This is a genomic window from Novosphingobium sp., from assembly GCF_036803765.1.
Taxonomy (GTDB): Bacteria; Pseudomonadota; Alphaproteobacteria; order Sphingomonadales; family Sphingomonadaceae; genus Novosphingobium.
Map to the genome: position 1 here is coordinate 18510 of NZ_DAIRTS010000027.1, position 22819 is coordinate 41328.

General features: G+C 68.2%; 23 protein-coding genes. 11 read left to right on the forward strand and 12 right to left on the reverse strand.

All coding sequences use genetic code 11. The features are described from left to right. Positions 1 to 167 precede the first annotated feature (167 nt). Complete coding sequence (locus V7Q48_RS15455; protein WP_333839355.1) at positions 168 to 1493, forward strand: hemolysin family protein; 1326 nt, start codon at positions 168 to 170, stop codon at positions 1491 to 1493. Between the two features lie 690 nt (positions 1494 to 2183). On the opposite strand, the gene V7Q48_RS15460 is transcribed toward V7Q48_RS15455, so the two are convergent. From V7Q48_RS15460 to V7Q48_RS15475, 4 genes are all read right to left on the reverse strand, one after another. After that, positions 2184 to 2624 carry an ExbD/TolR family protein gene (locus V7Q48_RS15460; RefSeq protein WP_333839357.1) on the reverse strand — a complete coding sequence of 147 codons (441 nt, stop codon included), beginning with the start codon at positions 2622 to 2624 and terminating at the stop codon, positions 2184 to 2186. 63 nt (positions 2625 to 2687) lie between these two features. Further along, positions 2688 to 3218 (reverse strand): ExbD/TolR family protein, encoded by a 531-nt coding sequence (locus V7Q48_RS15465; RefSeq protein WP_333839360.1) that lies wholly within the window; start codon positions 3216 to 3218, stop codon positions 2688 to 2690. Positions 3219 to 3343: 125 nt separating this feature from the next. Further along, positions 3344 to 4105, reverse strand: a complete 762-nt coding sequence (locus tag V7Q48_RS15470) for a MotA/TolQ/ExbB proton channel family protein (protein ID WP_333839362.1) — start codon at positions 4103 to 4105, stop codon at positions 3344 to 3346. Positions 4106 to 4186: 81 nt separating this feature from the next. Beyond that, positions 4187 to 4846 (reverse strand): energy transducer TonB, encoded by a 660-nt coding sequence (locus tag V7Q48_RS15475; RefSeq protein ID WP_442947151.1) that lies wholly within the window; start codon positions 4844 to 4846, stop codon positions 4187 to 4189. Positions 4847 to 5371: 525 nt separating this feature from the next. Between V7Q48_RS15475 and V7Q48_RS15480 the strand changes: the two genes are divergently transcribed. Both V7Q48_RS15480 and V7Q48_RS15485 read left to right on the forward strand, forming a co-directional pair. Then, entirely contained in the window at positions 5372 to 6067 is a 696-nt protein-coding gene (locus tag V7Q48_RS15480; protein WP_333839367.1) for a hypothetical protein, read from the forward strand. Positions 6068 to 6156: 89 nt separating this feature from the next. Further along, positions 6157 to 7479: a homoserine dehydrogenase gene (locus V7Q48_RS15485; protein WP_333839369.1), complete on the forward strand. Its 1323-nt coding sequence runs from the start codon at positions 6157 to 6159 to the stop codon at positions 7477 to 7479. Between the two features lie 71 nt (positions 7480 to 7550). Here V7Q48_RS15485 and V7Q48_RS15490 read toward each other — a convergent pair whose 3' ends face one another. The 5 genes from V7Q48_RS15490 to V7Q48_RS15510 form a co-directional block, all read right to left on the reverse strand. After that, positions 7551 to 7796, reverse strand: coding sequence for a hypothetical protein (locus tag V7Q48_RS15490; RefSeq protein ID WP_333839372.1), 246 nt, complete (start codon positions 7794 to 7796; stop codon positions 7551 to 7553). 315 nt (positions 7797 to 8111) lie between these two features. Further along, positions 8112 to 10319 carry a transglycosylase domain-containing protein gene (locus V7Q48_RS15495; protein WP_333839374.1) on the reverse strand — a complete coding sequence of 736 codons (2208 nt, stop codon included), beginning with the start codon at positions 10317 to 10319 and terminating at the stop codon, positions 8112 to 8114. Positions 10320 to 10461: 142 nt separating this feature from the next. Beyond that, a complete protein-coding gene (msrB, locus tag V7Q48_RS15500) occupies positions 10462 to 10860 on the reverse strand; it encodes a peptide-methionine (R)-S-oxide reductase MsrB (RefSeq protein ID WP_333839377.1) in 399 nt (132 codons plus the stop codon). Between the two features lie 54 nt (positions 10861 to 10914). Beyond that, positions 10915 to 11361: an NfeD family protein gene (locus tag V7Q48_RS15505; protein ID WP_333839379.1), complete on the reverse strand. Its 447-nt coding sequence runs from the start codon at positions 11359 to 11361 to the stop codon at positions 10915 to 10917. Next, positions 11358 to 12299: an SPFH domain-containing protein gene (locus tag V7Q48_RS15510; protein ID WP_333839382.1), complete on the reverse strand. Its 942-nt coding sequence runs from the start codon at positions 12297 to 12299 to the stop codon at positions 11358 to 11360. Before V7Q48_RS15510 ends, V7Q48_RS15505 begins: the two co-directional genes overlap by 4 nt. 162 nt (positions 12300 to 12461) lie before the next feature. Here V7Q48_RS15510 and V7Q48_RS15515 point away from each other — a divergent pair, with 162 nt between their 5' ends. Further along, positions 12462 to 12947 carry a winged helix-turn-helix transcriptional regulator gene (locus V7Q48_RS15515; protein ID WP_333839385.1) on the forward strand — a complete coding sequence of 162 codons (486 nt, stop codon included), beginning with the start codon at positions 12462 to 12464 and terminating at the stop codon, positions 12945 to 12947. 179 nt (positions 12948 to 13126) lie between these two features. On the opposite strand, the gene V7Q48_RS15520 is transcribed toward V7Q48_RS15515, so the two are convergent. After that, positions 13127 to 13456 carry a UrcA family protein gene (locus tag V7Q48_RS15520; protein ID WP_333839387.1) on the reverse strand — a complete coding sequence of 110 codons (330 nt, stop codon included), beginning with the start codon at positions 13454 to 13456 and terminating at the stop codon, positions 13127 to 13129. Between the two features lie 415 nt (positions 13457 to 13871). Between V7Q48_RS15520 and V7Q48_RS15525 the strand changes: the two genes are divergently transcribed. The 3 genes from V7Q48_RS15525 (at position 13872) to V7Q48_RS15535 (ending at position 15979) form a co-directional block, all read left to right on the forward strand. Then, a complete protein-coding gene (locus V7Q48_RS15525) occupies positions 13872 to 14138 on the forward strand; it encodes a hypothetical protein (protein ID WP_333839389.1) in 267 nt (88 codons plus the stop codon). Between the two features lie 85 nt (positions 14139 to 14223). Further along, positions 14224 to 15099: a diacylglycerol kinase family protein gene (locus V7Q48_RS15530; protein ID WP_333839391.1), complete on the forward strand. Its 876-nt coding sequence runs from the start codon at positions 14224 to 14226 to the stop codon at positions 15097 to 15099. 31 nt (positions 15100 to 15130) lie between these two features. After that, positions 15131 to 15979: a metallophosphoesterase family protein gene (locus V7Q48_RS15535; RefSeq protein WP_333839393.1), complete on the forward strand. Its 849-nt coding sequence runs from the start codon at positions 15131 to 15133 to the stop codon at positions 15977 to 15979. Between the two features lie 25 nt (positions 15980 to 16004). On the opposite strand, the gene V7Q48_RS15540 is transcribed toward V7Q48_RS15535, so the two are convergent. Next, complete coding sequence (locus V7Q48_RS15540; RefSeq protein WP_333839395.1) at positions 16005 to 16301, reverse strand: GNAT family N-acetyltransferase; 297 nt, start codon at positions 16299 to 16301, stop codon at positions 16005 to 16007. A 98-nt stretch (positions 16302 to 16399) separates the two neighbouring features. On the opposite strand from V7Q48_RS15540, the gene V7Q48_RS15545 reads away from it, so the two are divergent. Together V7Q48_RS15545 and V7Q48_RS15550 are read left to right on the forward strand one after the other, a co-directional pair. Next, positions 16400 to 17416: a threonine aldolase family protein gene (locus V7Q48_RS15545; protein WP_333839397.1), complete on the forward strand. Its 1017-nt coding sequence runs from the start codon at positions 16400 to 16402 to the stop codon at positions 17414 to 17416. 8 nt (positions 17417 to 17424) lie between these two features. Further along, positions 17425 to 18372, forward strand: coding sequence for a DMT family transporter (locus V7Q48_RS15550; RefSeq protein ID WP_333839399.1), 948 nt, complete (start codon positions 17425 to 17427; stop codon positions 18370 to 18372). Here the strand turns inward: V7Q48_RS15550 and V7Q48_RS15555 are convergent. Then, positions 18282 to 19145 (reverse strand): SDR family NAD(P)-dependent oxidoreductase, encoded by an 864-nt coding sequence (locus tag V7Q48_RS15555; RefSeq protein ID WP_333839402.1) that lies wholly within the window; start codon positions 19143 to 19145, stop codon positions 18282 to 18284. The two genes, V7Q48_RS15550 and V7Q48_RS15555, sit on opposite strands and share 91 nt — an antisense overlap. Positions 19146 to 19238: 93 nt before the next feature. Between V7Q48_RS15555 and pepN the strand changes: the two genes are divergently transcribed. Together pepN and pgeF are read left to right on the forward strand one after the other, a co-directional pair. Next, complete coding sequence (gene pepN, locus V7Q48_RS15560) at positions 19239 to 21839, forward strand: aminopeptidase N (RefSeq protein WP_333839405.1); 2601 nt, start codon at positions 19239 to 19241, stop codon at positions 21837 to 21839. A gap of 5 nt (positions 21840 to 21844) precedes the next feature. Next, positions 21845 to 22615: a peptidoglycan editing factor PgeF gene (gene pgeF, locus V7Q48_RS15565; protein ID WP_333839408.1), complete on the forward strand. Its 771-nt coding sequence runs from the start codon at positions 21845 to 21847 to the stop codon at positions 22613 to 22615. Positions 22616 to 22819 lie beyond the last annotated feature (204 nt).

Genomic DNA, 22819 nt, shown 5'->3' on the forward strand with positions numbered 1-22819 from the left:
TGCGTGCCGAGGGTGAACCGCCGGCTCCGACATGATCGGAAAAGATAGGCCCTCGCAATACACGGCCGACACCTGAATGGTTCCCGAACCAGTTCCCGCCGCCCTACGCCCTGGCGGGGGCCGGGAAGGTCTTCGCGGCGGCGCACAAATCTGCTAGGCCTCCGGGCGTGACCCCATTTCCCTGGCCAGACGCCCTTGTCATCGTGGGCCTCGTCGTCCTCAACGGCCTGTTTTCCATGTCGGAACTGGCGATCGTCTCGGCACGGCCGGCCCGCATGAAGGTGCTGGCCGAGGCGGGCAAGGGCGGTGCGCGTGTTGCACTCGACCTTGCCGCAGACCCCGGTAAATTTTTGTCGACCGTCCAGATCGGCATCACGCTCGTGGGCATCGTCGCCGGTGCCTATTCCGGGTCCAGCCTCGGTGGCCCGGTGGGCGAGCGGCTTGCCGCGCTCGGCCTGCCCGCGGCCTACGCCGCCGAGGCCGGCTTCGTCCTGGTGATTGCGGTCACCACCTATCTCAGCCTCGTGGTCGGCGAACTAGTGCCCAAGCAGCTGGCGCTCAGCGCGGCAGAGCCGATCGCGGTTATCGCGGCGCGGCCGATGGTCATCATGTCGCGCATCACCGCGCCGTTCGTCTGGGCGCTCGATCGCTCGTCCAGGCTCATCCTGCGCCTCCTGGGCCTGGGCAAGGGCGGCGAGCAGGACGTGACCGCCGAAGAGCTGCAGATGATCTTCGCCGAGGCGACGCGCTCGGGCGTGATCGAGGAGGAGGAGCGCGCGCTGATGACCAGCGTGATGCGCCTCGCCGATCGCCCGGTGCGCGAGGTCATGACCCCGCGCATCGAACTGCACTGGATCGAACTCGACGCCACCGACGAGGATCTTGCCGCCGCGATCGAGGACAGCCCGCATTCGTTGCTACTGGTGGCCGATGGCTCGGTCGATCGCATCGTCGGCGTGGTCAAGGTGCGCGACGTTCTCGCCGCCCGGCTGCGCGGCACGGCCCCCGGGCTTGCGGCACTGATGCGCAAACCCGCGATCGTGCCCGACCAACTCGACACGATGGACGCGCTGCGGGTGATCCAGCAGGCCGAAGTCGCGCTTGCCCTGGTCCACGACGAATACGGCCATCTCGAGGGCATCGTCACGCCCGCCGACCTGCTCGCCGCGATCGCCGGCAATTTCGTCGGTCACGGTGATGTCGGTGACGGGCCGATGATCATCGAACGCGAGGACGGATCGCTGCTCATCGCCGGCGCACTGGCGGCCGATGCCCTCGCCGACCGGCTTGGCCTAGACCTGCCCGAGGATCGCGACTTCGCGACCGTCGCGGGCTTCGCGCTCTCCGTGCTGCGCAAGCTGCCGGTCGAGGGCGAACACTTCACCGAACAGGGTTGGCGCTTCGAGGTCGTCGACATGGACGGCCGCAAGATCGACAAGCTGCTCGTGTCGCGCGCGAAGTCCGCGCCCGCGTCCGGTGAACTCGACGGCTGATCACCGACGGGTGAGGGGTCGGGCCGCGCCGAATTGAATCCTGCCTGCGCCTGAAGTCGGTGTGCCGTTGATCGTCCGCGCGCCGAGCATCTGGGCCAAAACATCCGGCCTTCCGTATGCAGTGCCATTCAGTCGGTTACGCACTCGAGGTCACACCGCGCCGGTATCGATCTCCCAGTTCCCCGCCGCATGGGGCTACAGCTTGGGGCAAGGCAACGGCAGCCCTCACTGCCCCGTGGCATTGCAGAGAAACTATCCGCGAGGCCGATCGCTCGCGCAATGTAGCCCATCCGATGCCTGCGCCTGACGGGACGGTTGTCCGGCAAGCCGATTACCCTACCCCAGCGTTGGGATAACGCGCCGGGCATCGTGATTGCACCCAACCTCCGTTCGCCCTGAGCTTGTCGAAGGGCGCCAGAGCGCTACCCTCGCGGCACAGCACTCAGGCCCTCCCCCCGCCAGCAGGACGACGCCGATGTCGTCGCAGCATCGGTCGCGATGACGCGGAATGTCAGCCCGTCCCGATGGGCGGCTCGCCGCCATGGAATCTCCCCTGGCTCAGACCAAGCCCACGCCCCCTTCGCAGCCCTCGGGACCCATCTCATCCGGGCACGAAAAAGGGGCGGATTGCTCCGCCCCTTGATCTGGGTTTCCGACCTGTGTCGGACCCTGTGCTGCGTCAGCAGCGTGTCAGTTCGACGCCTTCCCGAAGGTGGCGAAGTTTTCGTTACCGACGAACCCGAACTTCGTCACCTTGGAATCGGTGATGATCTTCAGGATGCGGTTGGCCGTTTCGTAGCTGGAGTAGGCTTCCGGCTGGAACTGCAGTTCCGGCTCCGGATTCATCGCCTTGGTCGACTGCAGCAGCGAAACCAGGTTGCCTTCGTTGATGGTCGAGCCATTCCAAAGGATCTGGTTGGTCTGCGTCAGAACCAGCTTGTTCTTCACAGGGTCGACAACCGGGTTGTTCGTAGGCGGGCTCGCCTGCGGCAGGTTGACGTTGACCGAGTGCGTGGCCACGGGGATGGTAATGATGAACATGATGAGGAGCACGAGCATGACGTCGATCAACGGCGTCGTGTTCATTTCCATCATCGGCGCGCCATCGTCCTTGCCGCCGCTCATTGCCATGGGTGTTACTCCTGTTCGCCGTGCGCGCCCCTTGCAGGGCGCGCCCCGGTCAGTCGGTCCGGCTTAGCCGTTGGGATCGACCGGGGTGGAGATGAAGCCGACCTTGGGATAGCCCGCGGCCTGCACGTTGTAGATCGCACCGGCGATGCACTTCCAGGGGACGTTCACGTCGCCGCGGATGTGCACTTCAGGGATCTTTTCCGGGTCCATGTTGGCCGCGCCGCCTTCACGCTTCACGATCGCGTCGAGACGATCGAAAGCCTGCTTGTACAGCTCGGTGTTGTCCACCGGGGTCACGTTGTTGAAATAGACGCGGCATTCGCCGTTGCGGCTCGAACCCTGGTAACCGGGTTCGCGAGGGCTGCGGCCGGCATCGTCGGTCGTGACGACCGCGAGGAGCAGGTTTTCAACCTTGTCCTGGGTTTCTTCCGAGGGAAGAACCGGAACCTTGAGCTTCTCGACGGTCTGGATCGCAACCGGAACCGCGATGAGGAAGATGATCAGCAGCACCAGCATCACGTCCACGAGCGGCGTGGTGTTGATGTCCGACATCGGGCGTTCTTCTCCGCCAGCGCCGCCTACAGACATTGCCATTGGTTACATCCTATCCGTTTCAAGCCGCGAGAGGGCCAGGTTGGGTGTTGAGGGCCACCCTGGCCACGACCCGCGGAGTGCGGACAAGGCCGGCGACGGTCGTGCCGCCGGCCTCGACTGGCAGATTACTTCTTGATCGGGGCAGCAGCCGGGGCAGCCGGCTTGACGGCCGGAGCCGGACCGACGGCGGGCTTCACGGCGCCCTTCGAGGTGATGTTGGCAAGAACGTCGGTCGAGAAGCCCTGGAGCAGCTCGGCGATCTTCTTGTTGCGCGACTGCAGCCAGTTGTAGGCAAGCACGGCGGGAACGGCGACGAGCAGACCCAGCGCGGTCATGATCAGAGCTTCACCGACCGGACCGGCGACCTTGTCGATCGAGGCCGAACCGGCGAGACCGATGGCGATCAGGGCGCGGTAGATGCCGACCACGGTACCGAACAGACCGATGAACGGCGCGGTTGCACCGACGGTAGCGAGGAAGGGCAGACCACCGGCGAGACGCGCGTTGATCGAAGCTTCCGAACGAGCGAGCGAGCCGTGCAGCCAGTCGTGCGCTTCGAGGGCGTCGGTCATCTTGGCGTGCTGGTCTTCGGCGGCGATGCCGTCGTCGACGAGCTGGCGCCATGCGCTGTTCTTGTCGAGCTTGGCAGCGCCTTCACGCAGGGTCGGGGCGCGCCAGAAGTTGGCGAGCGCCTTGTACTGGCCGAGGATCTTCGCCTGTTCGAAGTACTTGGTGAACAGGATGAAGAACGAGCCGAACGACATGATGCCGAGGATGGTCACCGTGGCGTACGAGATGAAACCGCCAGCCTGCAGGGCTTCGACGAAGCCGAACTTGTTCTGCGGCGCGGCGTTGGCCGCAGCAGCGGCAAGCGTCTGGATAAACATTCGGGTCTTCCTCTCAAGAATTCGATAGCAAGTGCAAAAGAGCTGCTGAGGACGAAAAGGCGTCCTGGGAAGCGAAGGACATCAGTCCTTCGGGATCTCCCAGCGCACCGAACTGCTGTAAACACTACCGACGGGCTGGCCGTCACGCGTGCCGGGCTTGAAGCGCGCACGGCGCATCAGGTTCTGGCAGGTCGCATCGTCAAGGTCAGGACTGCCCGACGAGCGCGTGATGGTGCAGTTGGTCGGCTTGCCGGTCGCGTCGTATTCCAGACGGAAACCGGTGGTGCCGGTGCGCTCTTCGCGCAGGGCCCGCGACGGATAGTCGTTCGTCGTCACCCAGCTGCCCGGATTGCCCTTGGGCGTGCCAGGAACCGGCGGCGGCGGAGCCGGCGGCGGCGGCGCAGCGGGAGCGGGCGGCAGAACCACGGGAGCCGGCGGTGCAACGACCGGCGGCGGCGTGTTCACCGTCTGCACTTGCGGCGCAGGCGCGTTGAACGTGATCGGCGGCGGCGGCGCGACGATCGGCGGGGGCGGCTGATCGGGCTGCTTCGGGGGCGGCGGCGGCGGCTCCTTCGGCTTTTCTTCCTCGATCTTGACCGCGGTGGTCACGTCCTTGATCTTCTTGAACGCCGAGTAGGCAAGGCCGGTGACCAGCGCATACCCCACGACGACATGAAGAACAGCAACGATGATGAGCGCGGTGATCTTGTTACCGCTCATCTGTTGGTCAGCGTATGCCATTCAGCTCCATTACTCCTGAACGTCCGGACCAGACCCGACGCATCGCCGTATGGCAACACCTATCGCGCCCGGAAAGGACCGACGTCCGGAATCACCGTTCCGGCCGACGAGACAATCCAGCGATTTTATTCCACCCTGCCGAACAACCCGGACCGCCGACATCGGACGCAGAGGGACCGGCAGCGGCACAAGTTCGAGCCTGGTTTTTTCTTTGCCCGAACGTCCCGGAGCATTAACGCCGAACCGAGGGGTACGCAATTGCTTTATCGGTTAACCCCCGATTCAGCCGTGCGTCCCGCATTCGCAAGGAATTGTTAGGAAATTTGCGGCGCCCCGCCGCTGGGAAGGACGAATATGCCCAAAACTGCACGGTCGATGCGAAATTTTGTCGCAGCCACCCTGGCATTCGCCTGCATTTCGAACCCTGTTCACGCCCAACCGATGGATTCGACGATTCGAGCCGTTGACAACAATGGGTTGACCTACGCCGATCTTGTCGACCTTTCCTTGCCCGCGCGGGTCGTCGTGCGTGCAGTCATTACGCGGCAGGAGAACCTCGCCCCCGAACTCAACGCCGGTGTCGCCCCCGGCCGCGTGCGCCTGTTGCTGACGGCCCAGACCCAATCTTTGCTGGTCGGTCCCGACGTTTCGCCGATGCTGCAGTTCCTCGCCGACGTCCCGCTCGATGCCCGCGGCAAGGCGCCCAAGCTCAAGAAGCAGATCGTGCTTCTGCTCGGCGTCCCGGTGGCCGGGCGCCCCGACATGATCAAGCTCGTCGCGCCCGATGCCATGCTGCCTTGGTCGCCCGAACTGGAGACGCGGGTTCGCCCGATCCTGACCGAACTGGTCAATCCCGCGCTCCCGCCGCGCGTGACCGGGGTGCGCGAGGCGATGCACGTGCCCGGCAACCTCGCCGGCGAGGGCGAGACGCAGGTGTTCCTCGCCACGCCCGACGGCAAGCCGGGTGCCATCTCGATCGTGCGCCGCCCCGGCGAGCCGACCGTGTGGGGCGTGAGCTTCTCGGAGATCGTCGACCAGTCGGCCCGTCCGCCGCGCCCCGACACCATGGCCTGGTATCGCCTGGCCTGCGGATTGCCGGCGAGCCTGCCGCCGCGCAGCCTGATCAGCGGCACGCCCGAGGATCGCCGCATCGCCGCCGAGGACTATGCGCAAGTGATGCGCGATCTGGGTCGCTGCACGCGAACGCGCAACAGTCGCTAAGATTTGATGCCAAGTCTGGCAATGATCGTTCAATTCGCCTAGGGGCTGGCGAAAGCCCCGTAACTTCGACAGGCAATACTGGAATTCTCATGAGCGAACCCTTGCGCATCGCACTCGCCGGCCTCGGCACCGTCGGCGGCGGCGTCATCCGGCTGATCGAGACCAACGCCGACCTGATCGCCCGCCGGGCCGAGCGGCGCATCGAGATCGTCGCCGTCGCCGCGCGCGACCGCAGCAAGGATCGCGGCGTCGATCTGTCGCGCTATGCCTGGGAAGACGACATGACCGGCATGGCCGGCCGCGATGACGTGGACGTGGTCGTCGAGCTGGTGGGTGGCTCCGACGGCCCGGCGCTGACGCTGGCGCGCAACACCCTGGCCGCGGGCAAGGACCTGGTCACCGCCAACAAGGCGATGATCGCGCACCACGGCCTCGAACTGGCCGCGCTGGCCGAGAAAGCCGATGCCGCACTCAAGTTCGAGGCGGCGGTCGCCGGCGGCATTCCGGTGATCAAGGGACTGAAGGAAGGCGTTGCCGCCAACGAGATCCAGCGCGTCTACGGGATCCTCAACGGCACCTGCAATTACATCCTCTCGACGATGGAGGACACGGGCCGGGATTTCGCCGACGTGCTCGCCGAGGCGCAGGCCAAGGGCTACGCCGAGGCCGACCCGACCTTCGACATCGACGGCATCGACGCCGCGCACAAGCTGTCGATCCTGTCGAGCGTCGCGTTTGGCACGCGGATCGACTTCAAGGCCGTGACCACGCGCGGCATCCGCCGCCTGCTCGCCGCCGACATCGCTCAGGCCGATGCGCTGGGCTATTACATCCGCCTGATTGGCATGGCCGATACCGAAGTCGACGCCGGTGGCCAGCGCCGCCTCGTGCAGCGGGTGCAGCCTCACCTGGTCCACCGCGATCACCCGCTCGCCCATGTCGACGGCGCGACCAACGCCGTCGTGGCCGAAGGCAATTTCGTGGGCCGCCTGCTGTTCCAGGGCGCCGGCGCCGGTGACGGGCCGACGGCCAGCGCGGTCGTCGCCGATCTGATCGACATCGCGCGCGGCGACATCGGCGCGCCGTTCTCGATCCCCGTCGCCGAACTGGGCGAGGCGCCGCCGGCCGAGACCGGCAATCGCATCGGCAGCGCCTATATCCGCTTCAACGTGGCCGACCGGCCCGGCGCCCTCGCCGAGATCACCGCCGCGATGCGCGATGCCGGGGTCTCGATCGAGAGCCTGATCCAGAAGGGCACGCCCGGCGCTGTCGCGGGCGATGCCGATACCGTGCTGGTCCACATGGTCACCCACGACGGCCCGGAAAGCGCAATCGGCCGTGCCATGGCACTGCTGTGCGATTCCCCGTGCCTGACCGAGCCGCCGGTGGTCCTGCCGATCCTCGAGGAATGAAGAAAGGCGGGCATCGCGACCTGTGTGCCGCGATGCCCGCCCCTGTTTAGAAATCTGAAGCTGGCTGACCCTTAGTAGGTCGCCGGCGGATCGCTGGCCGGGAAGCTTTCATCGACCACGTGGTCCTGCTTGTCCCACTTGGGCGAGTCCGAAGCCATCGATTCACTGCCGGCCGAACGCACCTTGGCGAAGTTGTCGCCGGGCACGTCGCCCGCGGCAAAGGCGGCCGGGGATTGCGGGTCCGCCTGCTTCTGGCGGAACATGCGGTAGAGGGCGTAGCCAGTGGCGGCCGTTGCCGCCAATCGAAAAAGTCCCATCGTTCCTGCTCCATAGCGGCGCCCATCGGGCACCAGACACAGAGAGCCAAACGATCAGGGGCGCGATTGGTTCGCGCCCCTGTCCTATTTTAAAATGTCGGCCGAGACGCCATCCCCGGCAGGGGCCGTACGGCGGTCAAACCTGCCCCGTTACGCACTCGGTGCGCAGGGGCCAGGTACCACTCCTCACACCATCAACTTCGTCATTCCCGCGCAAGCGGGAACCCAGCTTGCGTGATAAGGTGCCGGAACATCACTAGATTCCCGCCTTCGCGGGAATGACGGGTGAGGACCAGGAGGGCGGCAATCTATCCGTCAATAACCCTGCCAGTCCTGCGCCCGGCGGTCCTGCGGCTGCTGCCGCGGCGGACGGCTGCGGCCCGTGGCGCGGTCGAGCAGGTCGTCGCTCGCCGCCGAGGGCGCATTGCGGCTCTGGCCGTTGCGCGGCCCGACGGGGCCGGTGCCCAGCCCGTCCTGGTCCACCGGGATGGCATCGTCGGGGGTGCGACCCTGCGGCCCGCGACCGCCGGGGCCTTGTCCGTTCGACCCGGGGCCATAGCCGCCCAGCCCGTCGCCCTGCTGCCCGTCGACGACGTTGCCGTTCTCGTCGGTGTAGTAATAGTCGTCGGGGTTGTTGAGCAGCGCCTCGTCGTCGGGCTCCAACTGCCAGTCGGGCAGCTTGAGCTGGGTATCAAACTGCTCGACCGGACGCTTGGCGGTCATCACCCGCATCGCCGAGGCGAAGGCGCGCGCCGGCGCCGTGCCGCCCTGAAGCCCGGGCACGGGGCGCGCATCGTCGCGGCCCATCCACACGCCGGTGGTCACGCCCGAAGAGAAGCCGAGGAACCAGCCGTCCTTGTTCGAGCTGGTCGTACCGGTCTTGCCCGCCACCGGTCGGCCGATCTGCGCGGCGCGGCCGGTGCCGATGTTGACCGCCGTCTGCAGGAGATCGGTGATCTCGGCCGCGACGTAGTCGGGCACCAGCTGCTGCTGCGGATCGGGGCGATGGCTGTAGAGCACCTCGCCGTCGGTCGTGGTGATCTTGCGGATGCCGTAAGGCGTGACGAGCTTGCCCTTGGCCTCGACCGAGGCGAAGGCGCGCACCATGTCGATCACGCGCACGTCGCTGGTGCCCAGCACCATCGAGGGCAGTGTGTTGATCGGCGTGGTGATGCCGAAACGGCGCGCCATGTTGGCGACCGCGCCGAAGCCCACTTCATTGCCGAGCTGTGCCGCGACGGTGTTCTTGGAATAGGCGAAGGCGGTGCGCACGTCGATCTGGCCGGCGTAGCTGCCGCCCGAGTTGCGCGGGCTCCAGCCGTTGATCGTCACCGGCTCGTCGACCACGCGGTCTTCGGGGCGATAGCCGCGTTCGAGCGCGGCGAGATAGACGAACAGCTTCCACGCCGAGCCGGGCTGGCGCATCGCGTTGGTTGCACGGTTGTAGTTCGAGGTCACGTAATCGGTACCGCCGACCATCGCCAGCACGGCGCCGTCGCGATCCATGCTGACCATCGCGCCCTGCGCGCCCTTGGGCACCTGGCTGGCGATTGCATCGGTCGCGGCGCGCTGCGACGAGGGGTCGAGCGTGGTCCAGATCTCGATCGGCTGGTCGTTGTCGGGCAGCAGCACGTCGAGCTGCGGCAGGACCCAGTCGGTGAAGTAGCGTGCCGAGTTCTGGCCTTGCTCGGCGGCGAGCTTCACTGCCTTGAGGTTCACGTCGGCGGCCTCGGCCGGGGTCAGCGTGCCGGCATCGACCATGGTGTCGAGCACGACCTTGGCGCGATCGACCGCGGCCTGCGCGTCGGCCGTGGGCGAATAGTGCGAGGGCGCCTTGACCAGGCCGGCGATGATCGCCGCCTCGCCCAGCGAGAGCTGGTCGCCGGGGTGGCCGAAGAACTTGCGCGCGGCGGAATCGACGCCATAGGCGCCGCCCCCGAAATAGACCTTGTTAAGGTAGAGCTCGAGGATCTGGTTCTTGGAGAACTTGCTCTCGAGCGCCAGCGCCAGGATCGCCTCGCGGATCTTGCGATCGAAGGTGCGGCTGTTGTTGAGGAAGATGTTGCGCGCGAGCTGCTGCGTGATCGTCGAGCCGCCCTGCCGCCAGCGTCCGCTCTGCGCGCGCACCATCACCGAGCGCACGATCCCCACGGGGTCGACGCCCCAGTGCTCGCGGAAGCGACGGTCCTCGACCGAGACGAGCGCATCCTTCATCGGCTGGGGGATGCGGCTATAGGGGATCCACTTGCCGTAGCTGGGCCCGAGCGTGACGATCTCCGAGCCGTCGTTGGCGCGGACGACCACCATCTGGCCGGCCTGGCTCGACTTCAGGCGATCATAGTCGGGCAGCGAGCGCGCCGTGACCAGCACGGCACCGGTGATGACCAGCGCCAGCAGCAGCGCCAGGCCTGCGCCCCACACCAGGATGCGCCGGACCCAGCGGCCGAGCATGGACGATTCGCGGCGGTGCTGCGCGGAGCTTTCGCCGTCCTGCGAGCGGCGGGGCACATCCCGTCTGGCCATCGGTGGTAACCGGCTTCCTGAATTGGGCGCTGAACTGCGCCGGGGTTGGGGCCACGCGCCCTTGCCCCGGCGATTTGTAACGCAGGGTTAATGACGGTGCCGGGCCGCGTCAGGGCGCCTGCCTTGGCGCAGCCCTAGCCGATCAATCCTCCGGCGTGAAGTCGAGCGCGGCGCTGTTCATGCAATAGCGCAGGCCGGTCGGCGCGGGGCCATCGGGGAACACGTGCCCGAGGTGTCCGTCGCAGCGCGCACAGCGCACTTCGGTGCGGACCATGCCGTGCGAGGTGTCGCGGTGCTCGTCGACTGCAGTCTCGTCGACCGGATGCGTGAAGCTCGGCCAGCCGCAGCCGCTATCGAACTTGGTGGCGGAGGTGAACAGCGGCTGCCCGCAGCCCGCGCAGGTGTAGTCGCCCAGCGCCTTGTTCTTGTCGTACTTGCCGGTGAAGGCACGCTCGGTCCCCGCCTGGCGCAGGATCTGGTACTGCTCGGGGGTCAGGCGCTCGCGCCATTCGGCATCGGTCAGGTTCAGCTTGTCGGTCATGGAATTCTCCCGGCCGCCCCTGTGGGGGCAGTTCTTTGCCGGGGGGATATGGGGTCAGTGATCGCGCGCGACAACAAGCACGGTACCCTCGAGTGCGGTGACCCGCATGCTCGTGCCGACGGGTGCATCGCTGCCCCGCGCCAACCACTCGCTGTCGCCCAGCCGCACCCGCCCCTGCCCTTCGCTGATGGCCTGGGTGACCACGACGGCCTGCCCGACGACCTGCGCCGCGCGATTGTTGAGCGACTGCTCGCCCCCCGCGCCGCCGCGCCGCGCCATGACCGCGCGCCCGGCCGCGACCGCCGCCAGTGCCAGCACGGCGAAGGTCACGGCACCCGCTTCGAGCCCCAGTCCCAGTGCGCCGGTCAGCAGCGCGGTCGCCAGCGCCGCCGCAGCGAGCCAGATCAGGAAATACCCCGGCACCAGCATCTCGGCGATGGCCAGTACGAGACCCGCCGCAGCCCAGAGCCACAGCGGCGGCCAGGACAGGATCGTGCTCACGCCCTTCCCGCCGGCTTGCCGCCATCCTTGGTTCCCCCGGCCACGCCATCACGGATCAGCTCGCCGATCCCGCCCAGCGTGCCGATCAGCTGCGTCGCTTCCACCGGGAAGAGGATGGTCTTGGCGTTGGGCGAGGTGGCGAACTGCTGCACCGCCTCGACGTATTTCTGCGCGACGAAGTAATTGAGCGCCTGCGTGCCCGAACTGGCGATCGCCTCGCTCACCACCTGCGTGGCGCGGGCCTCGGCCTCGGCGGCGCGCTCGCGGGCCTCGGCATCGCGGAACGCGGCCTCGCGCCGGCCTTCGGCCTCGAGGATCTGCGCCTGCTTCTGCCCTTCGGCGCGCAGGATCTCCGAGGCGCGCAGCCCCTCGGCCTCGAGCACCTGCGCGCGCTTCTCGCGCTCGGCCTTCATCTGGCGGGCCATGGCATTGGAGATGTCGGCCGGCGGGCGGATGTCCTTGATCTCGACGCGGGTAATCTTGAGGCCCCACGGCGAGGTGGCGTGGTCCACCACGGTCAGCAGCCGGGCATTGATGTCGTCGCGGCGCGACAGCGTCTCGTCGAGGTCCATCGATCCCATGACGGTGCGCAGGTTGGTCGTCGTCAGCTGGCTCACCGCGAGATAGAGGTTCGATACCTCGTAGGCCGCCTTGGCCGCGTCGAGCACCTGGAAGAACACGATTGCGTCGACGCCGACCATCGCGTTGTCGCGCGTGATGATTTCCTGGCCCGGGATGTCGAGCACCTGCTCCATCATGTTGACCTTGTGGCCGACGCGATCGACGAACGGGACGATCAGGTTCAGCCCCGGTTGTGCCGTGATGGTGTATTTGCCGAGTCGTTCGATCGTATAGACATAGCCCTGGCGGACCACGCGGACTCCGGTCACGACATAGACCACCACGAGACCGACCAGCAGAATCAGAACACCGCCCATCGGGCACCCCCTTTGTCAGGCCCCACGGGGCGATGACATCATCGTGGACATCACCGGCCGCAGGACCACCATCCGTTTTCGGCCGTTATGGACCATCACATTTGATACAGCAGTTTCGTGAAAAAGCTGATACCGTCAAGAATTGCCAATGGGTCGATGCACATGATGAAAGACACTTCCTGCGATCTTGCGCAGTGCGGCCTGCCCGTCGCACTCGAAGTCATGGGCGAGCGCTGGTCGTTCATGATCCTGCGCGCGGCGTTCAACAATGTGTGCCACTTCGAGGATTTCCTCACGCTGCTCGGCATCGCGCGCAACATCCTCTCCAATCGGCTTGCCCGGCTGGTCGATCACGGCATTCTGGCGCGCGATCCTTGTGCGGATGACCGCCGCCGCGTGGAATATCGCCTGACAGCCAAGGGCTATGACCTGCTCCCTGCAATGCTGGCGCTGCGCCAGTGGGGCGAGAAGTGGGGCAGCACACTGTGCCCCGACCAGGTGCTGTGCGACGAGCGCGACGGACAGCCGATCGCGCCGATCCTGATCCGTGCGCACGACGGGCGCTTGCTGGGGGTGCAGGACCTGGTGTGGCGCAGCCAGAGCGAAATCGCCGCATCGCGCAAAGCGGCCGAGACGCAGGTGGCCTGAGCGCCGCGCCGGACGTCTCGTTTTCTACCAAGGTAAAAAGACTTCGGGGCAGGATCGCCGGTGGAAACGGCGACCCTGCCCCGCTTTCCGCACGGGGGACTGCGCGTGCGGCAAGTGCTTGTCTGGGCCTGTCAATCTGAACGGCACGAAAACGCATCCGTTCAGGTTCGTTCAGGAACTCAGCGGCTGGCGAGGACCTGTTCACGGGCCAGCGCGACCTGGACCTTGCCCTGGCGCAGCGCGCCGCGGAAACAGGCCTGGGCATCGCGGGATTCACCCAGCGTCAGGCGTTCGGTGCCGATGGCGCAGGCGCTGCGCGCGGCCATCCGGACGCGCTGGTCGGCGACGGTGCGGCCCTTGACCGTGCCGAGGTCGAGGTCGGCGAGGCTGACCGGGACGCGGGTCACGGTGTAGCTGGCATCCTGGGGCGCAGCCTGCGCGAAGGCCGGCACGGCGGCCGCGGCGCAGAGGGGAGCGAGAGCGAGAGCGATCTTGCGGGCGTCAAACATGGGGGCGTTCCTTTCGGTGGTGGGCGAAGGATGGCCTGATGGCCAGGCGGGGGAATGGTGGGCAACGGCGGCAGGGTGGAGACAATGTTGCGGTTCTAAGCATCAGTTCCGGGTCCATCCCGGCTATGTCCCTGATCTACCCCGATCCGCCCGGCCCGGCGCGCCACGCTCGACCAGCCATCGCGCCCGACCGACCAAGTCCGCCTGCCCCCGACGAACGACCATCCCCGCCCGTTCAGTGACGGGCGCCGGTCGTTTGTCGGCGCGACTCGCCCGATCCTGCCTGCGGTATGGCCAACCCACGCACGAACGGCATCGCGCGGATCGCGCAACGCCAGCGGTTCGTCGCCATTGCGGATCATTGCGCAGCATGGCCTTTGCGCGCCGGCAACAAAGGCGCACTAATGAGGCGATCATGGCGGTCGCGGTCATCTTCGTTCTGGGCATCGTCAACTTCGCGCTCAATCGCGCGGTGATGGCGTGCAATCACCCGGTGCTCCGGGCGATGCCACCGGTGCTCAAGGCGATGAACCAGCGTTTCTCGCTGGTGATCGAGTACCTGATGCTCGTGGCAGGCATGCTGCTGACGGCGCAGGGTTTCGGGTGGGGCGCGGTCGGCTATGGCCTCTACAGCATGATGAACGGCTTCTCCGCCTGGCTGATCCTGTCCGGGCGGGTCTGACTGGCCCCAAGGTAAGGACCCCGGCCAAAAGGCGCCGGGAACAGGCACCGGCGCTGCGCATTTGGCGGGCGGAAGGACTTTCGCCATGACCACCATTCCACTCTGGCTTGTCGTCAATCCGGCCAGCGGCAGCAATTCCGAAGCGGCCGTCGCCGAGCTTACCGCCGCCCTCGCCGAGCAGGGCGATGCCCCCGCGCGCGTGATCCGCCTGCCCGACGAGGACCTGCCCACGCGCGCCCGGCTCGAGGCGGCAGGCGTCGCCACGCTGGCGATCTTCACCGGCGACGGCACGATCAATGCGCAGGTCGCCGAGTTGCATGGCTGGTCCGGCGCGGTCCTCGTCTTTCCCGGCGGCACCCAGAACCTGCTCGCCAAGTCGCTGCACGGCGATGTCGACGCGCCCACGATCGCACGCCGCCTGGGCGAGACGGGTGCCGCGCGGCGCATCCAGCGCACCGGCGTCGCCACATCGGCCGGAATGGCCCTGGTCGAAGTGCTGGCCGGCCCGGCCGCCAGCTGGGCGGACGTGCGCGAGGGCGTGCGCGACATGGATCTCGGCACCATCGCCACCGCGCTGGGCGAGGCGGTGCGCCGTACCGCGAGCGGCGCCGGCGTGACCGTGACCGAACCGGCACGCGGCAAGCCCGAGGGCTATCGTGCGGTGCGGCTCGACGCCGATGACGGCACCCTCACCTTCGACGGCTATCACGCCGAGGACCTGGGCGATGTGGCCGCGCACGGCTTGTCGATGCTGGTCAAGCGCGACTTCCGCCAGGGCCCGCACGAACCGCTCGGCACCGCCGACCGCGTGGTCTGCACCAGCGAGGAGCCGATCGTGTTGATGATCGACGGCGAGCGCCACGACGGCCACGAGCGCGAGGAATTCACCTGCGTGACCGTGCCCGTCGACTTCATCGCAACCGTCGCCGACGAGGCTGCAGCGGCCGAGGTCGCGGCTTGACCGGCACGGCGGTAGCGGGGATGAGGCCGGCATGACCCGCCTGTTCCATATCAGCGACATCCACTTCGGTCTCGAGGATCCCCGCGCGCTGGCGTGGCTGGTCGATTGCGTCGAGCGTGAAAAGCCCGACGCCGTCGCCCTCACCGGTGACCTGACGATGCGCGCACGCCACCACGAATTCGCGGCCGCATGCCGCTGGATCAGTGCCCTGAAGGTGCCGGTGACGGTGGAAGTGGGCAATCACGACCTGCCCTACTTCAACCCGATCGAACGCTTCCTCGATCCCTACCGGCGCTTCCGCTCGATCGAGCATGTGGTCGAGCGCCCGCTCGACATCGACGGCATCGCCATCGTCCCGCTCAAGACCACGGCGCGCGCGCAGTGGCGCTTCAACTGGTCCAAGGGCCACGTCGGAGAGCGCGCGCTGGCCGAGTGCCTGGCGCGGATCGATGCGCTTCCCGCCGGCACGGTCACGCTGGTGGCCTGCCATCATCCGCTGGTCGAGGCGGGTACCAAGGGCAATGCCCTGACCCGCAACGGCGGCAAGGCGCTGGCCGAACTCGCGCGGCGCGGTGTCGCGGGCGTCCTGTCGGGTCACGTCCACGATGCCTTCGACCTTATCCATCCCACGGCCAACGGCCCGGTGCGGATGATCGGCGCGGGCACGCTCTCGCTGCGCACGCGCTCCACGCCGCCCAGCTTCAACGACCTGACGATCGAGAACGGCCACATCGCAGTGACGGTCCGCAACCTCGAGGCCGTGCCGACACCGGCGATGCAGATCGACGACGTGCCCGAAAACGCCCTGCCCCCGCGCCAGCCGGGCGAGCCCGTGGCCCCAGTCGCCGCCGTGCCCGCGGTCGACCCGCCGGTCCACTGACGCGGCGGGTCATTGCGGCTGGCAATCAGGCCAGCAGATCGGCCCATTCGGGATGGCGGCGGAATTGCGCCGCGACATAGCTGCAGGCGGGCACGATCTTCCAGTCGCGCGCGCGGGCATCGTCGATCAGCGCATCGACCAGCCGCGCCGCCACGCCGCGTCCGCCGATCGCGCCTGGCACGAGGGTGTGATCCGCAGCCACAACGCCGGGTGCCGCCTCGCGCCAGGTCAGCACGCCCTCGGCGCTCTCACCCTCGACCCTGGCGTGATAGACGCCGTGGCTGCCCTGGTCCTCGTGGCTGATGGTGATCGTGTCGGTCAAAGTCCCGTCTCCTCTTCGCACCGCCCGCGTGGCGCACCATGCGTAGCGGGCCATGAACGTGGTTGACCCGACAACGGCCTTGCCGCCATGGCGTTTCCATGCACTTCTTCTCCGACAACGTCGCCTCCGTCCATCCGCGCGTCTGGGCTGCGCTGCACGCGGCCGACGTGCCCGATTTCGGCTATGACGGAGACAGCTTGAGCCGCGCGCTCGACGAAGCCTTTTCCACGCTGTTCGGCCGCCCCTGCGTCGCGCTCTGGGCGGCGACCGGCACTGCCGCCAATTGCCTCGCGCTCGCCGCCATGGTGCCGCCGCACGGCGCGGTGGTCTGCCACCGCGAGGCGCATATCGAGGTCGACGAGGGCGGCGCGCCGGGGTTCTACCTCCATGGCGCCAAGCTGATCCTGGCCGAGGGCGACGGCGCGCTGCTCAGCCCCGAGACGATCAGCGCCGTGCTCGCCCCGATCCGGCGCGATGTCCACCAGGTCCAGCCGCATGCGATCTCGATCACCCAGGCCAGCGAATACGGCTGCGCCTATCGCCCGGCCGATGTCGCCGCGATCGGTGCGCTGGCGCGCCAGCGGGGTCTTGGGCTGCACATGGACGGCGCCCGCTTCGCCAATGCCGTCGCATTCCTCGGCTGCACGCCGGGCGCGGTCACGGTCGATGCAGGCGTCGATGCGATGACCTTCGGTTTCGTCAAGAACGGCGGCATGAGCGCCGAGGCCATGGTGTTCTTCGATCCCGCGTTGGCGGACGTGGTCCGCTATCGCCGCAAGCGCGCGGGCCACCTGCAGTCCAAGGGCCGCTATCTCGCGGCGCAGATCCTCGCGCTGCTCGACCGCGACCTGTGGCTCGAGAATGCGCGCATGGCCAACAGCGCCGCGCAGGAACTGGCGCGCGCCTGCGCCGGCCGGCTGATGCACCCGGTCGAGGCGAACGAACTGTTCGTGCTGCTGTCCGATGCCGAAAAGACCGCGCTGCGCAGCGTCGGCTTCGATTTCTACGACTGGCCTGCGCCTGAGGGCGCCGCCGGTGCGGCCCGGCTGGTGACGGCGTGGAACAGCGATCCGGCGCACGTCACCGCGCTGGCGCGCGCGATCACCGCGCTCTGACCGCGACTATGTCCACCGCGACCAGACCCGACGCAACCATACCTGGGGAGGCCGCACCCGAAAGCCTGCTGCGCGCCGGCGTGATTGTACCGTTCATCGCCGTGGCGCTGATCTGGGGCTCGACCTGGCTGGTCATCAAGACCCAGCTCGGCGTGGTGCCGCCGGCCTGGTCGGCGTGCTGGCGGTTCGTCGTGGCGGCGGTGGGCATGTTCGTGCTCGCCATAGCGCGCCGCGACAGCCTGCGGCTCGACCGCACCGGCTGGCTGGTCGCCGCCGGCCTCGGCATTGCGCAGTTCACGATGAACTTCCAGTTCGTCTACCGCGCGGAGCAATACATCACCTCGGGTATCGTCGCGGTGCTGTTCGCGATGCTGATGGTGCCCAATGCGCTGCTCGGCCGCGCCGTGCTCAAGCTGCCGGTCAGCCGCGGCTTCATCGGCGGATCGCTGGTGGCGCTGGCCGGCATCGCGCTGCTGCTGCTGCACGAGGTGCGCATGGCACCGGTGGGGCGCATGGCGGGCCTGGGCATCGTGTTCACGCTCTGCGCGATCGGCTCCGCCTCGTTCGCCAACGTGTTGCAGGCGACGCCGGCCGCGCGCGCCCGGCCGATCACCACGGTGCTGGCCTGGGCCATGGCGATCGGTGCGCTCGCCGATGCGCTCGTCGCGCGGGTCCTGTCCGGCCCACCGGTCATCGACTGGAGCGCGCCCTACATCGCCGGGGTGTTCTATCTCGCCATCGTCGGCTCGGTCTTCACCTTCCCGCTCTATTTCGGGCTGGTCCGCACGATGGGGCCGGGCCGCGCCGCCTACAACGGCGTGCTGGTACCGGTCATCGCCATGGCCCTGTCCACGCTGTTCGAGGGCTATCGCTGGTCGGCGCTGGCCGCATCGGGCGCCGCGATCGCGATGCTCGGCCTCGTGCTCGCACTGAGGGCGCGCAACCCCTCGCGATAAGTGGGATAGCGGGGCCGCCAGCCGAGCACCCGCTGTGCCTTGCCCGCCGCCACGCGGCGATTCTCGGCATAGAACGCGCGCGCCATCGGCGACAGCGTCTCGACCGCCACGAAGGGCGGGGGCTCTAGGCCGAGCAGCCGCGCCGCCTCCTCGACCACCACGTTCTGGCTCGCCGGCTCGTCGTCGGCGAGGTTGTAGACCCCCGCCGGCCCCGCCATGCCGGCGATCACCCCGCCGGCGATGTCGTCGACGTGGATGCGGCTGAACACCTGCCCCGGCTGGTCGACGCGGTGTGCGCAGCCCTCGCGCAGCCGGTCGAGCACGCTGCGCCCCGGCCCGTAGATGCCGGGCAGGCGAAACACCCGCACATCGCCGCGCAGCGCCTGCCAGGCAAGGTCCGCCTCGGCCCGTGCACCGCGCCGTCCGCCGCCGATCGGCGCGGTCTCGTCGACCCAGGCGCCGCCCGCGTCGCCATAGACCCCGGTGGACGAGAGATAGCCGGTCCAGCCTCCACGCCAGGCTGCCAGGTCGGCGCCATAGGCCTCGAGCACGGGATCGCCCCCGCTGCGCGCCGGCGGCACCGAGGACAGGACATGCGTCGCGCGGGCCAGCGCTGTGCGCACCGCATCGGCATCGGCGAAATCGACGCTGCCGCCCCGGCCCGTACCCTCGACGCGCCAGCCTTCACCGCGCAGCATCGTGGCCAGCACCCCGGCGCTGTAGCCCATGCCGAACACGAACAGCGTGCCCGTCGTTCCGCTCCTCCGCTCCATCGCCCGCTCGCTTTCCAGAAAGAATGCCCGCCTTATGCCGGCTTTCGCAGATCCTCAATTGCCCCGAGGCCAGTCGCTTCCTAAGTCAGGGGCATGAAGGACGCCATCAGCTCTCCGCCCGCCGTGATCCATCGCGCCGATTACCAGCCGCCCGTGTGGCTGGTGCCCGATATCGCGCTCGATTTCCTGCTCGACCCGACCGAGACGGTGGTGACCGCCACGCTCGACGTCGAACGGCAGGGCACCGGGCCGCTGCGGCTCGATGGTGACGGGCTGACCGCGGTGAGCGTGCTGCTCGATGGCGAGCCGTTCGACGCCTGGCGCATGGAGGGCAGCGAACTCGTCGTCGACCTGCCGGGCGATGCTCACCAGGTCACGGTCGAGACCCGCATCGACCCCACTGCCAATACCCAGCTTTCGGGGCTCTATGCCTCGGGCGGGCTGCTGTGCACCCAGTGCGAGGCGGAAGGCTTCCGCCGCATCACCTTCTTCCCCGACCGGCCCGACGTGCTCAGCCGCTACACCGTGACGATGACCGCGGACAAGGCGCGCTTCCCGATCCTCTTGTCCAACGGCAACCCGATGGACAGCGGCGAGGACGACGACGGCGCGCATTGGGCGATCTGGCACGATCCCTGGCCCAAGCCCTCGTACCTCTTCGCGCTCGTCGCCGGCGACCTCGTCGCCACGCGCGACACCTTCACCACCCGCTCGGGCCGCGAGGTCGACCTCGCCATCTGGGTGCGCGAAGGCGACGAGACCCGCACCGACCATGCCATGCGCTCGCTCATCGCCTCGATGGCGTGGGACGAGGAAGCCTATGGCCGCGAGTACGACCTCGACCTGTTCAACATCGTCGCGGTGTCGGACTTCAACGCCGGAGCGATGGAGAACAAGGGCCTCAACGTCTTCAACACGCGCTACATCCTCGCCGACCCGGAAACCGCCACCGACGGCGACTACGACGGCGTCGAGGGCGTGGTCGCGCACGAATATTTCCACAACTGGTCGGGCAACCGCGTGACGTGCCGCGACTGGTTCCAGCTGAGCCTCAAGGAAGGCTTCACCGTGCTGCGCGACCAGCAGTTCTCTGCCGATCGCGGCTCGGCCCCGGTCAAGCGGATCGAGGACGTGCGCATCCTGCGCGCTGCCCAGTTCCCCGAGGATTCAGGTCCCCTCGCCCATCCGATCCGCCCTGATTCCTACCAGGAGATCAGCAACTTCTATACAGCGACGGTCTATAACAAGGGCGCCGAGGTCATCCGCATGATGACCGTGCTGGCCGGTCCCGAGCGCTTCCGCGCCGGCACCGACCTCTACTTCGACCGCCACGACGGCGAAGCCGCGACCTGCGAGGACTTCGTCAAGGCGATCGAGGACGGCGCGGGTCTCGACCTCACGCAATTCCGCCGCTGGTACGAGCAGGCCGGCACGCCGCGCGTCGACGTCATGCTCGATCACGATGCCGCCAGCGCCACCGTCACGCTCACGCTGCGCCAGACCGTGCCCCCCACCCCGGGCCAGCCGGTCAAGCAGCCGATGGTGATCCCGCTGCGCACCGCGCTGTTCGATACGGAAACCGGCACGCACGGCGGCGAGGAGCTGCTGGTGCTGACCGAGACGGAGCAGAGCTTCACCTTCAGCGGCCATGCCCGCCCGCCGGTGCTGTCGATCAACCGCGGCTTTTCGGCGCCCGTCGCGATCGTCGCCCCGCAGAGCGGCGCCGACCTCGTGTTCCTCGCCGCGCACGACGACGATCCCTTCGCCCGCTACGAGGCGATGCAGCAGCTGGTCGTCCAGCATCTGGTCGCGGCGGTCGAGGACAAGCTCGACGACGCGGGCCGCGCGCAAGGGCGCGCCGCGATCGGCGATGCCATGGCCGCGATCCTTGGCGATGCCGCGCTCGACGACCTGATGCGCGGCGAACTCGTCATGCTGCCGGGCGAAAGCTACCTCGCCGAACAGCTCAACCCGGTCGATCCGGCGCGGGTGCGGGCCGAGCGCGAGGGTCTCAAGGCCTGGCTCGGCGCGACGCTTGCCGCCGAGTGGGCCGCGCTCCACGACCGCTGCAGCGCCGTGCCGTTCAGCCTCGATGCCGCCGCGCGCGGTGCCCGCAAGCTCAAGACGCAGGCGCTGGTCTATCTCGCCGCCGCCGATCCAGCCGGCACCGCGGCGCGGGCACAGGCGCAGTACAACGCGGCCGACAACATGACCGACCGCCAGGGCGCGCTCATGGTGCTGTGCAGCCTCGACACCCCCGAGCGCGACGCCGCGCTGCGCGACTTCCACGATCGCTTCGCCGACAACCGCCTGGTGATAGACAAGTGGTTCTCGCTGCAGGCCGGCGCGCTGCACCCCGACGCGCTCGACCATGTGCGTGCGCTGGCCGAACACGCCGACTTCACGCTGACCAACCCCAACCGCGTGCGCGCGCTCTACATGGCCTTCGCCGCCAACCAGAACGCGTTCCATGCCGCCGATGGCGCGGGCTATCGCCTCATCACCGACCTGATCCTGGCGCTCGACCCGATCAACCCCAATGTCGCTGCACGCTTCGTCGCGCCGCTGGGGCGCTGGCGCCGGATCGAACCGGGCCGCGCGGCGATGATGCGCAGCGAACTCGAACGCATCGCCGCCAGCCCCAAGCTGTCGCGCGATGTGCGCGAACAGGTCAGCAAGAGCCTGGAAGACTGACGCCGATGGTCGAGGTCCTCACGCACCCGGCGCTGGCGGGCACGGCGCACGGCTTCCTCGGGCGCCGGGGCGGGGTCTCGACCGGGCTGCACGCGGGGCTCAACGTCGGCTGGGGCAGCGAGGACGATCCCGCCGCCACCGCCGAGAACCGCCGCCGCGCGGCCGAGGCGGTGCTGCCCGGCGCCACGCTGGTCTGCGCCTACCAGGTCCATTCGGCCGACGTCGTCACCGTCACGGAAAGCTGGCCCGAGGCCGATCGCCCCCGCGCCGATGCGCTGGTGACCGACCGGCCGGGTCTGCTGCTGGGCGTGCTGACCGCGGATTGCGCGCCGGTGCTGTTCCATGATCCCCATGCCGGGGTGATCGGCGCGGCCCACGCCGGCTGGCGCGGTGCGTTCGACGGCGTGACCGATCGCACGATCGCGGCGATGGAAGCGCTCGGCGCCGAGCGGGGCGCCATCGCCGCCGTCGTCGGCCCCTGCATCGGGCGCAAGAGCTACGAAGTCGACGCCAGTTTCGAGCGCCGCTTCCTCGAAGCCGCCCCGGCCAACGAACGCTTCTTTCGCGCCGGCCGCGAGGGCCATGCCTGGTTCGACCTGCCCGCCTATGTCGCCGCCCGGCTGCACGACGCGGGCGTCGGCGTGGTCGGCCTGCTGGACGAGGACACCTACAGCCAGCCCGACCGCTTCTTCTCGTACCGCCGCGCGACGCACGCCGGCGAACCGGGCTACGGCCGCGAGATCTCGCTGATCGGCTTGGGCCAAAAACCCTCTTAAAATCCCTCACCCGCTTGCGAGAGGGGTTGGATCAAGACTCTCCCTTCCCGCTTGCGGGAGGGGCTGGGGGAGGGAATGTTCCATCTCCACCTCTCGCGGCAACGAAAGTGTGCTTCCCCTCCCCCCCTCCGACCGCCTGCGGCGGCCACCTCCCCCCGCAAGCGGAGGGAGGATCGGGGGGCACGCCGTCATCGCCAGCCCACC

Coding starts and splice junctions, on each gene's coding strand:
- V7Q48_RS15460 (WP_333839357.1), bottom strand. CDS start 2,624: ATGGCAATGAGCGGCGGCAAGGACGATGGCGCGCCGATGATGGAAATG.
- V7Q48_RS15465 (WP_333839360.1), bottom strand. CDS start 3,218: ATGGCAATGTCTGTAGGCGGCGCTGGCGGAGAAGAACGCCCGATGTCG.
- V7Q48_RS15470 (WP_333839362.1), bottom strand. CDS start 4,105: ATGTTTATCCAGACGCTTGCCGCTGCTGCGGCCAACGCCGCGCCGCAG.
- V7Q48_RS15475 (WP_442947151.1), bottom strand. CDS start 4,846: ATGGCATACGCTGACCAACAGATGAGCGGTAACAAGATCACCGCGCTC.
- V7Q48_RS15485 (WP_333839369.1), top strand. CDS start 6,157: ATGAGCGAACCCTTGCGCATCGCACTCGCCGGCCTCGGCACCGTCGGC.
- V7Q48_RS15490 (WP_333839372.1), bottom strand. CDS start 7,796: ATGGGACTTTTTCGATTGGCGGCAACGGCCGCCACTGGCTACGCCCTC.
- V7Q48_RS15495 (WP_333839374.1), bottom strand. CDS start 10,319: ATGGCCAGACGGGATGTGCCCCGCCGCTCGCAGGACGGCGAAAGCTCC.
- msrB (WP_333839377.1), bottom strand. CDS start 10,860: ATGACCGACAAGCTGAACCTGACCGATGCCGAATGGCGCGAGCGCCTG.
- V7Q48_RS15510 (WP_333839382.1), bottom strand. CDS start 12,299: ATGGGCGGTGTTCTGATTCTGCTGGTCGGTCTCGTGGTGGTCTATGTC.
- V7Q48_RS15515 (WP_333839385.1), top strand. CDS start 12,462: ATGATGAAAGACACTTCCTGCGATCTTGCGCAGTGCGGCCTGCCCGTC.
- V7Q48_RS15520 (WP_333839387.1), bottom strand. CDS start 13,456: ATGTTTGACGCCCGCAAGATCGCTCTCGCTCTCGCTCCCCTCTGCGCC.
- V7Q48_RS15525 (WP_333839389.1), top strand. CDS start 13,872: ATGGCGGTCGCGGTCATCTTCGTTCTGGGCATCGTCAACTTCGCGCTC.
- V7Q48_RS15530 (WP_333839391.1), top strand. CDS start 14,224: ATGACCACCATTCCACTCTGGCTTGTCGTCAATCCGGCCAGCGGCAGC.
- V7Q48_RS15535 (WP_333839393.1), top strand. CDS start 15,131: ATGACCCGCCTGTTCCATATCAGCGACATCCACTTCGGTCTCGAGGAT.
- V7Q48_RS15545 (WP_333839397.1), top strand. CDS start 16,400: ATGCACTTCTTCTCCGACAACGTCGCCTCCGTCCATCCGCGCGTCTGG.
- V7Q48_RS15550 (WP_333839399.1), top strand. CDS start 17,425: ATGTCCACCGCGACCAGACCCGACGCAACCATACCTGGGGAGGCCGCA.
- V7Q48_RS15555 (WP_333839402.1), bottom strand. CDS start 19,145: ATGGAGCGGAGGAGCGGAACGACGGGCACGCTGTTCGTGTTCGGCATG.
- pepN (WP_333839405.1), top strand. CDS start 19,239: ATGAAGGACGCCATCAGCTCTCCGCCCGCCGTGATCCATCGCGCCGAT.
- pgeF (WP_333839408.1), top strand. CDS start 21,845: ATGGTCGAGGTCCTCACGCACCCGGCGCTGGCGGGCACGGCGCACGGC.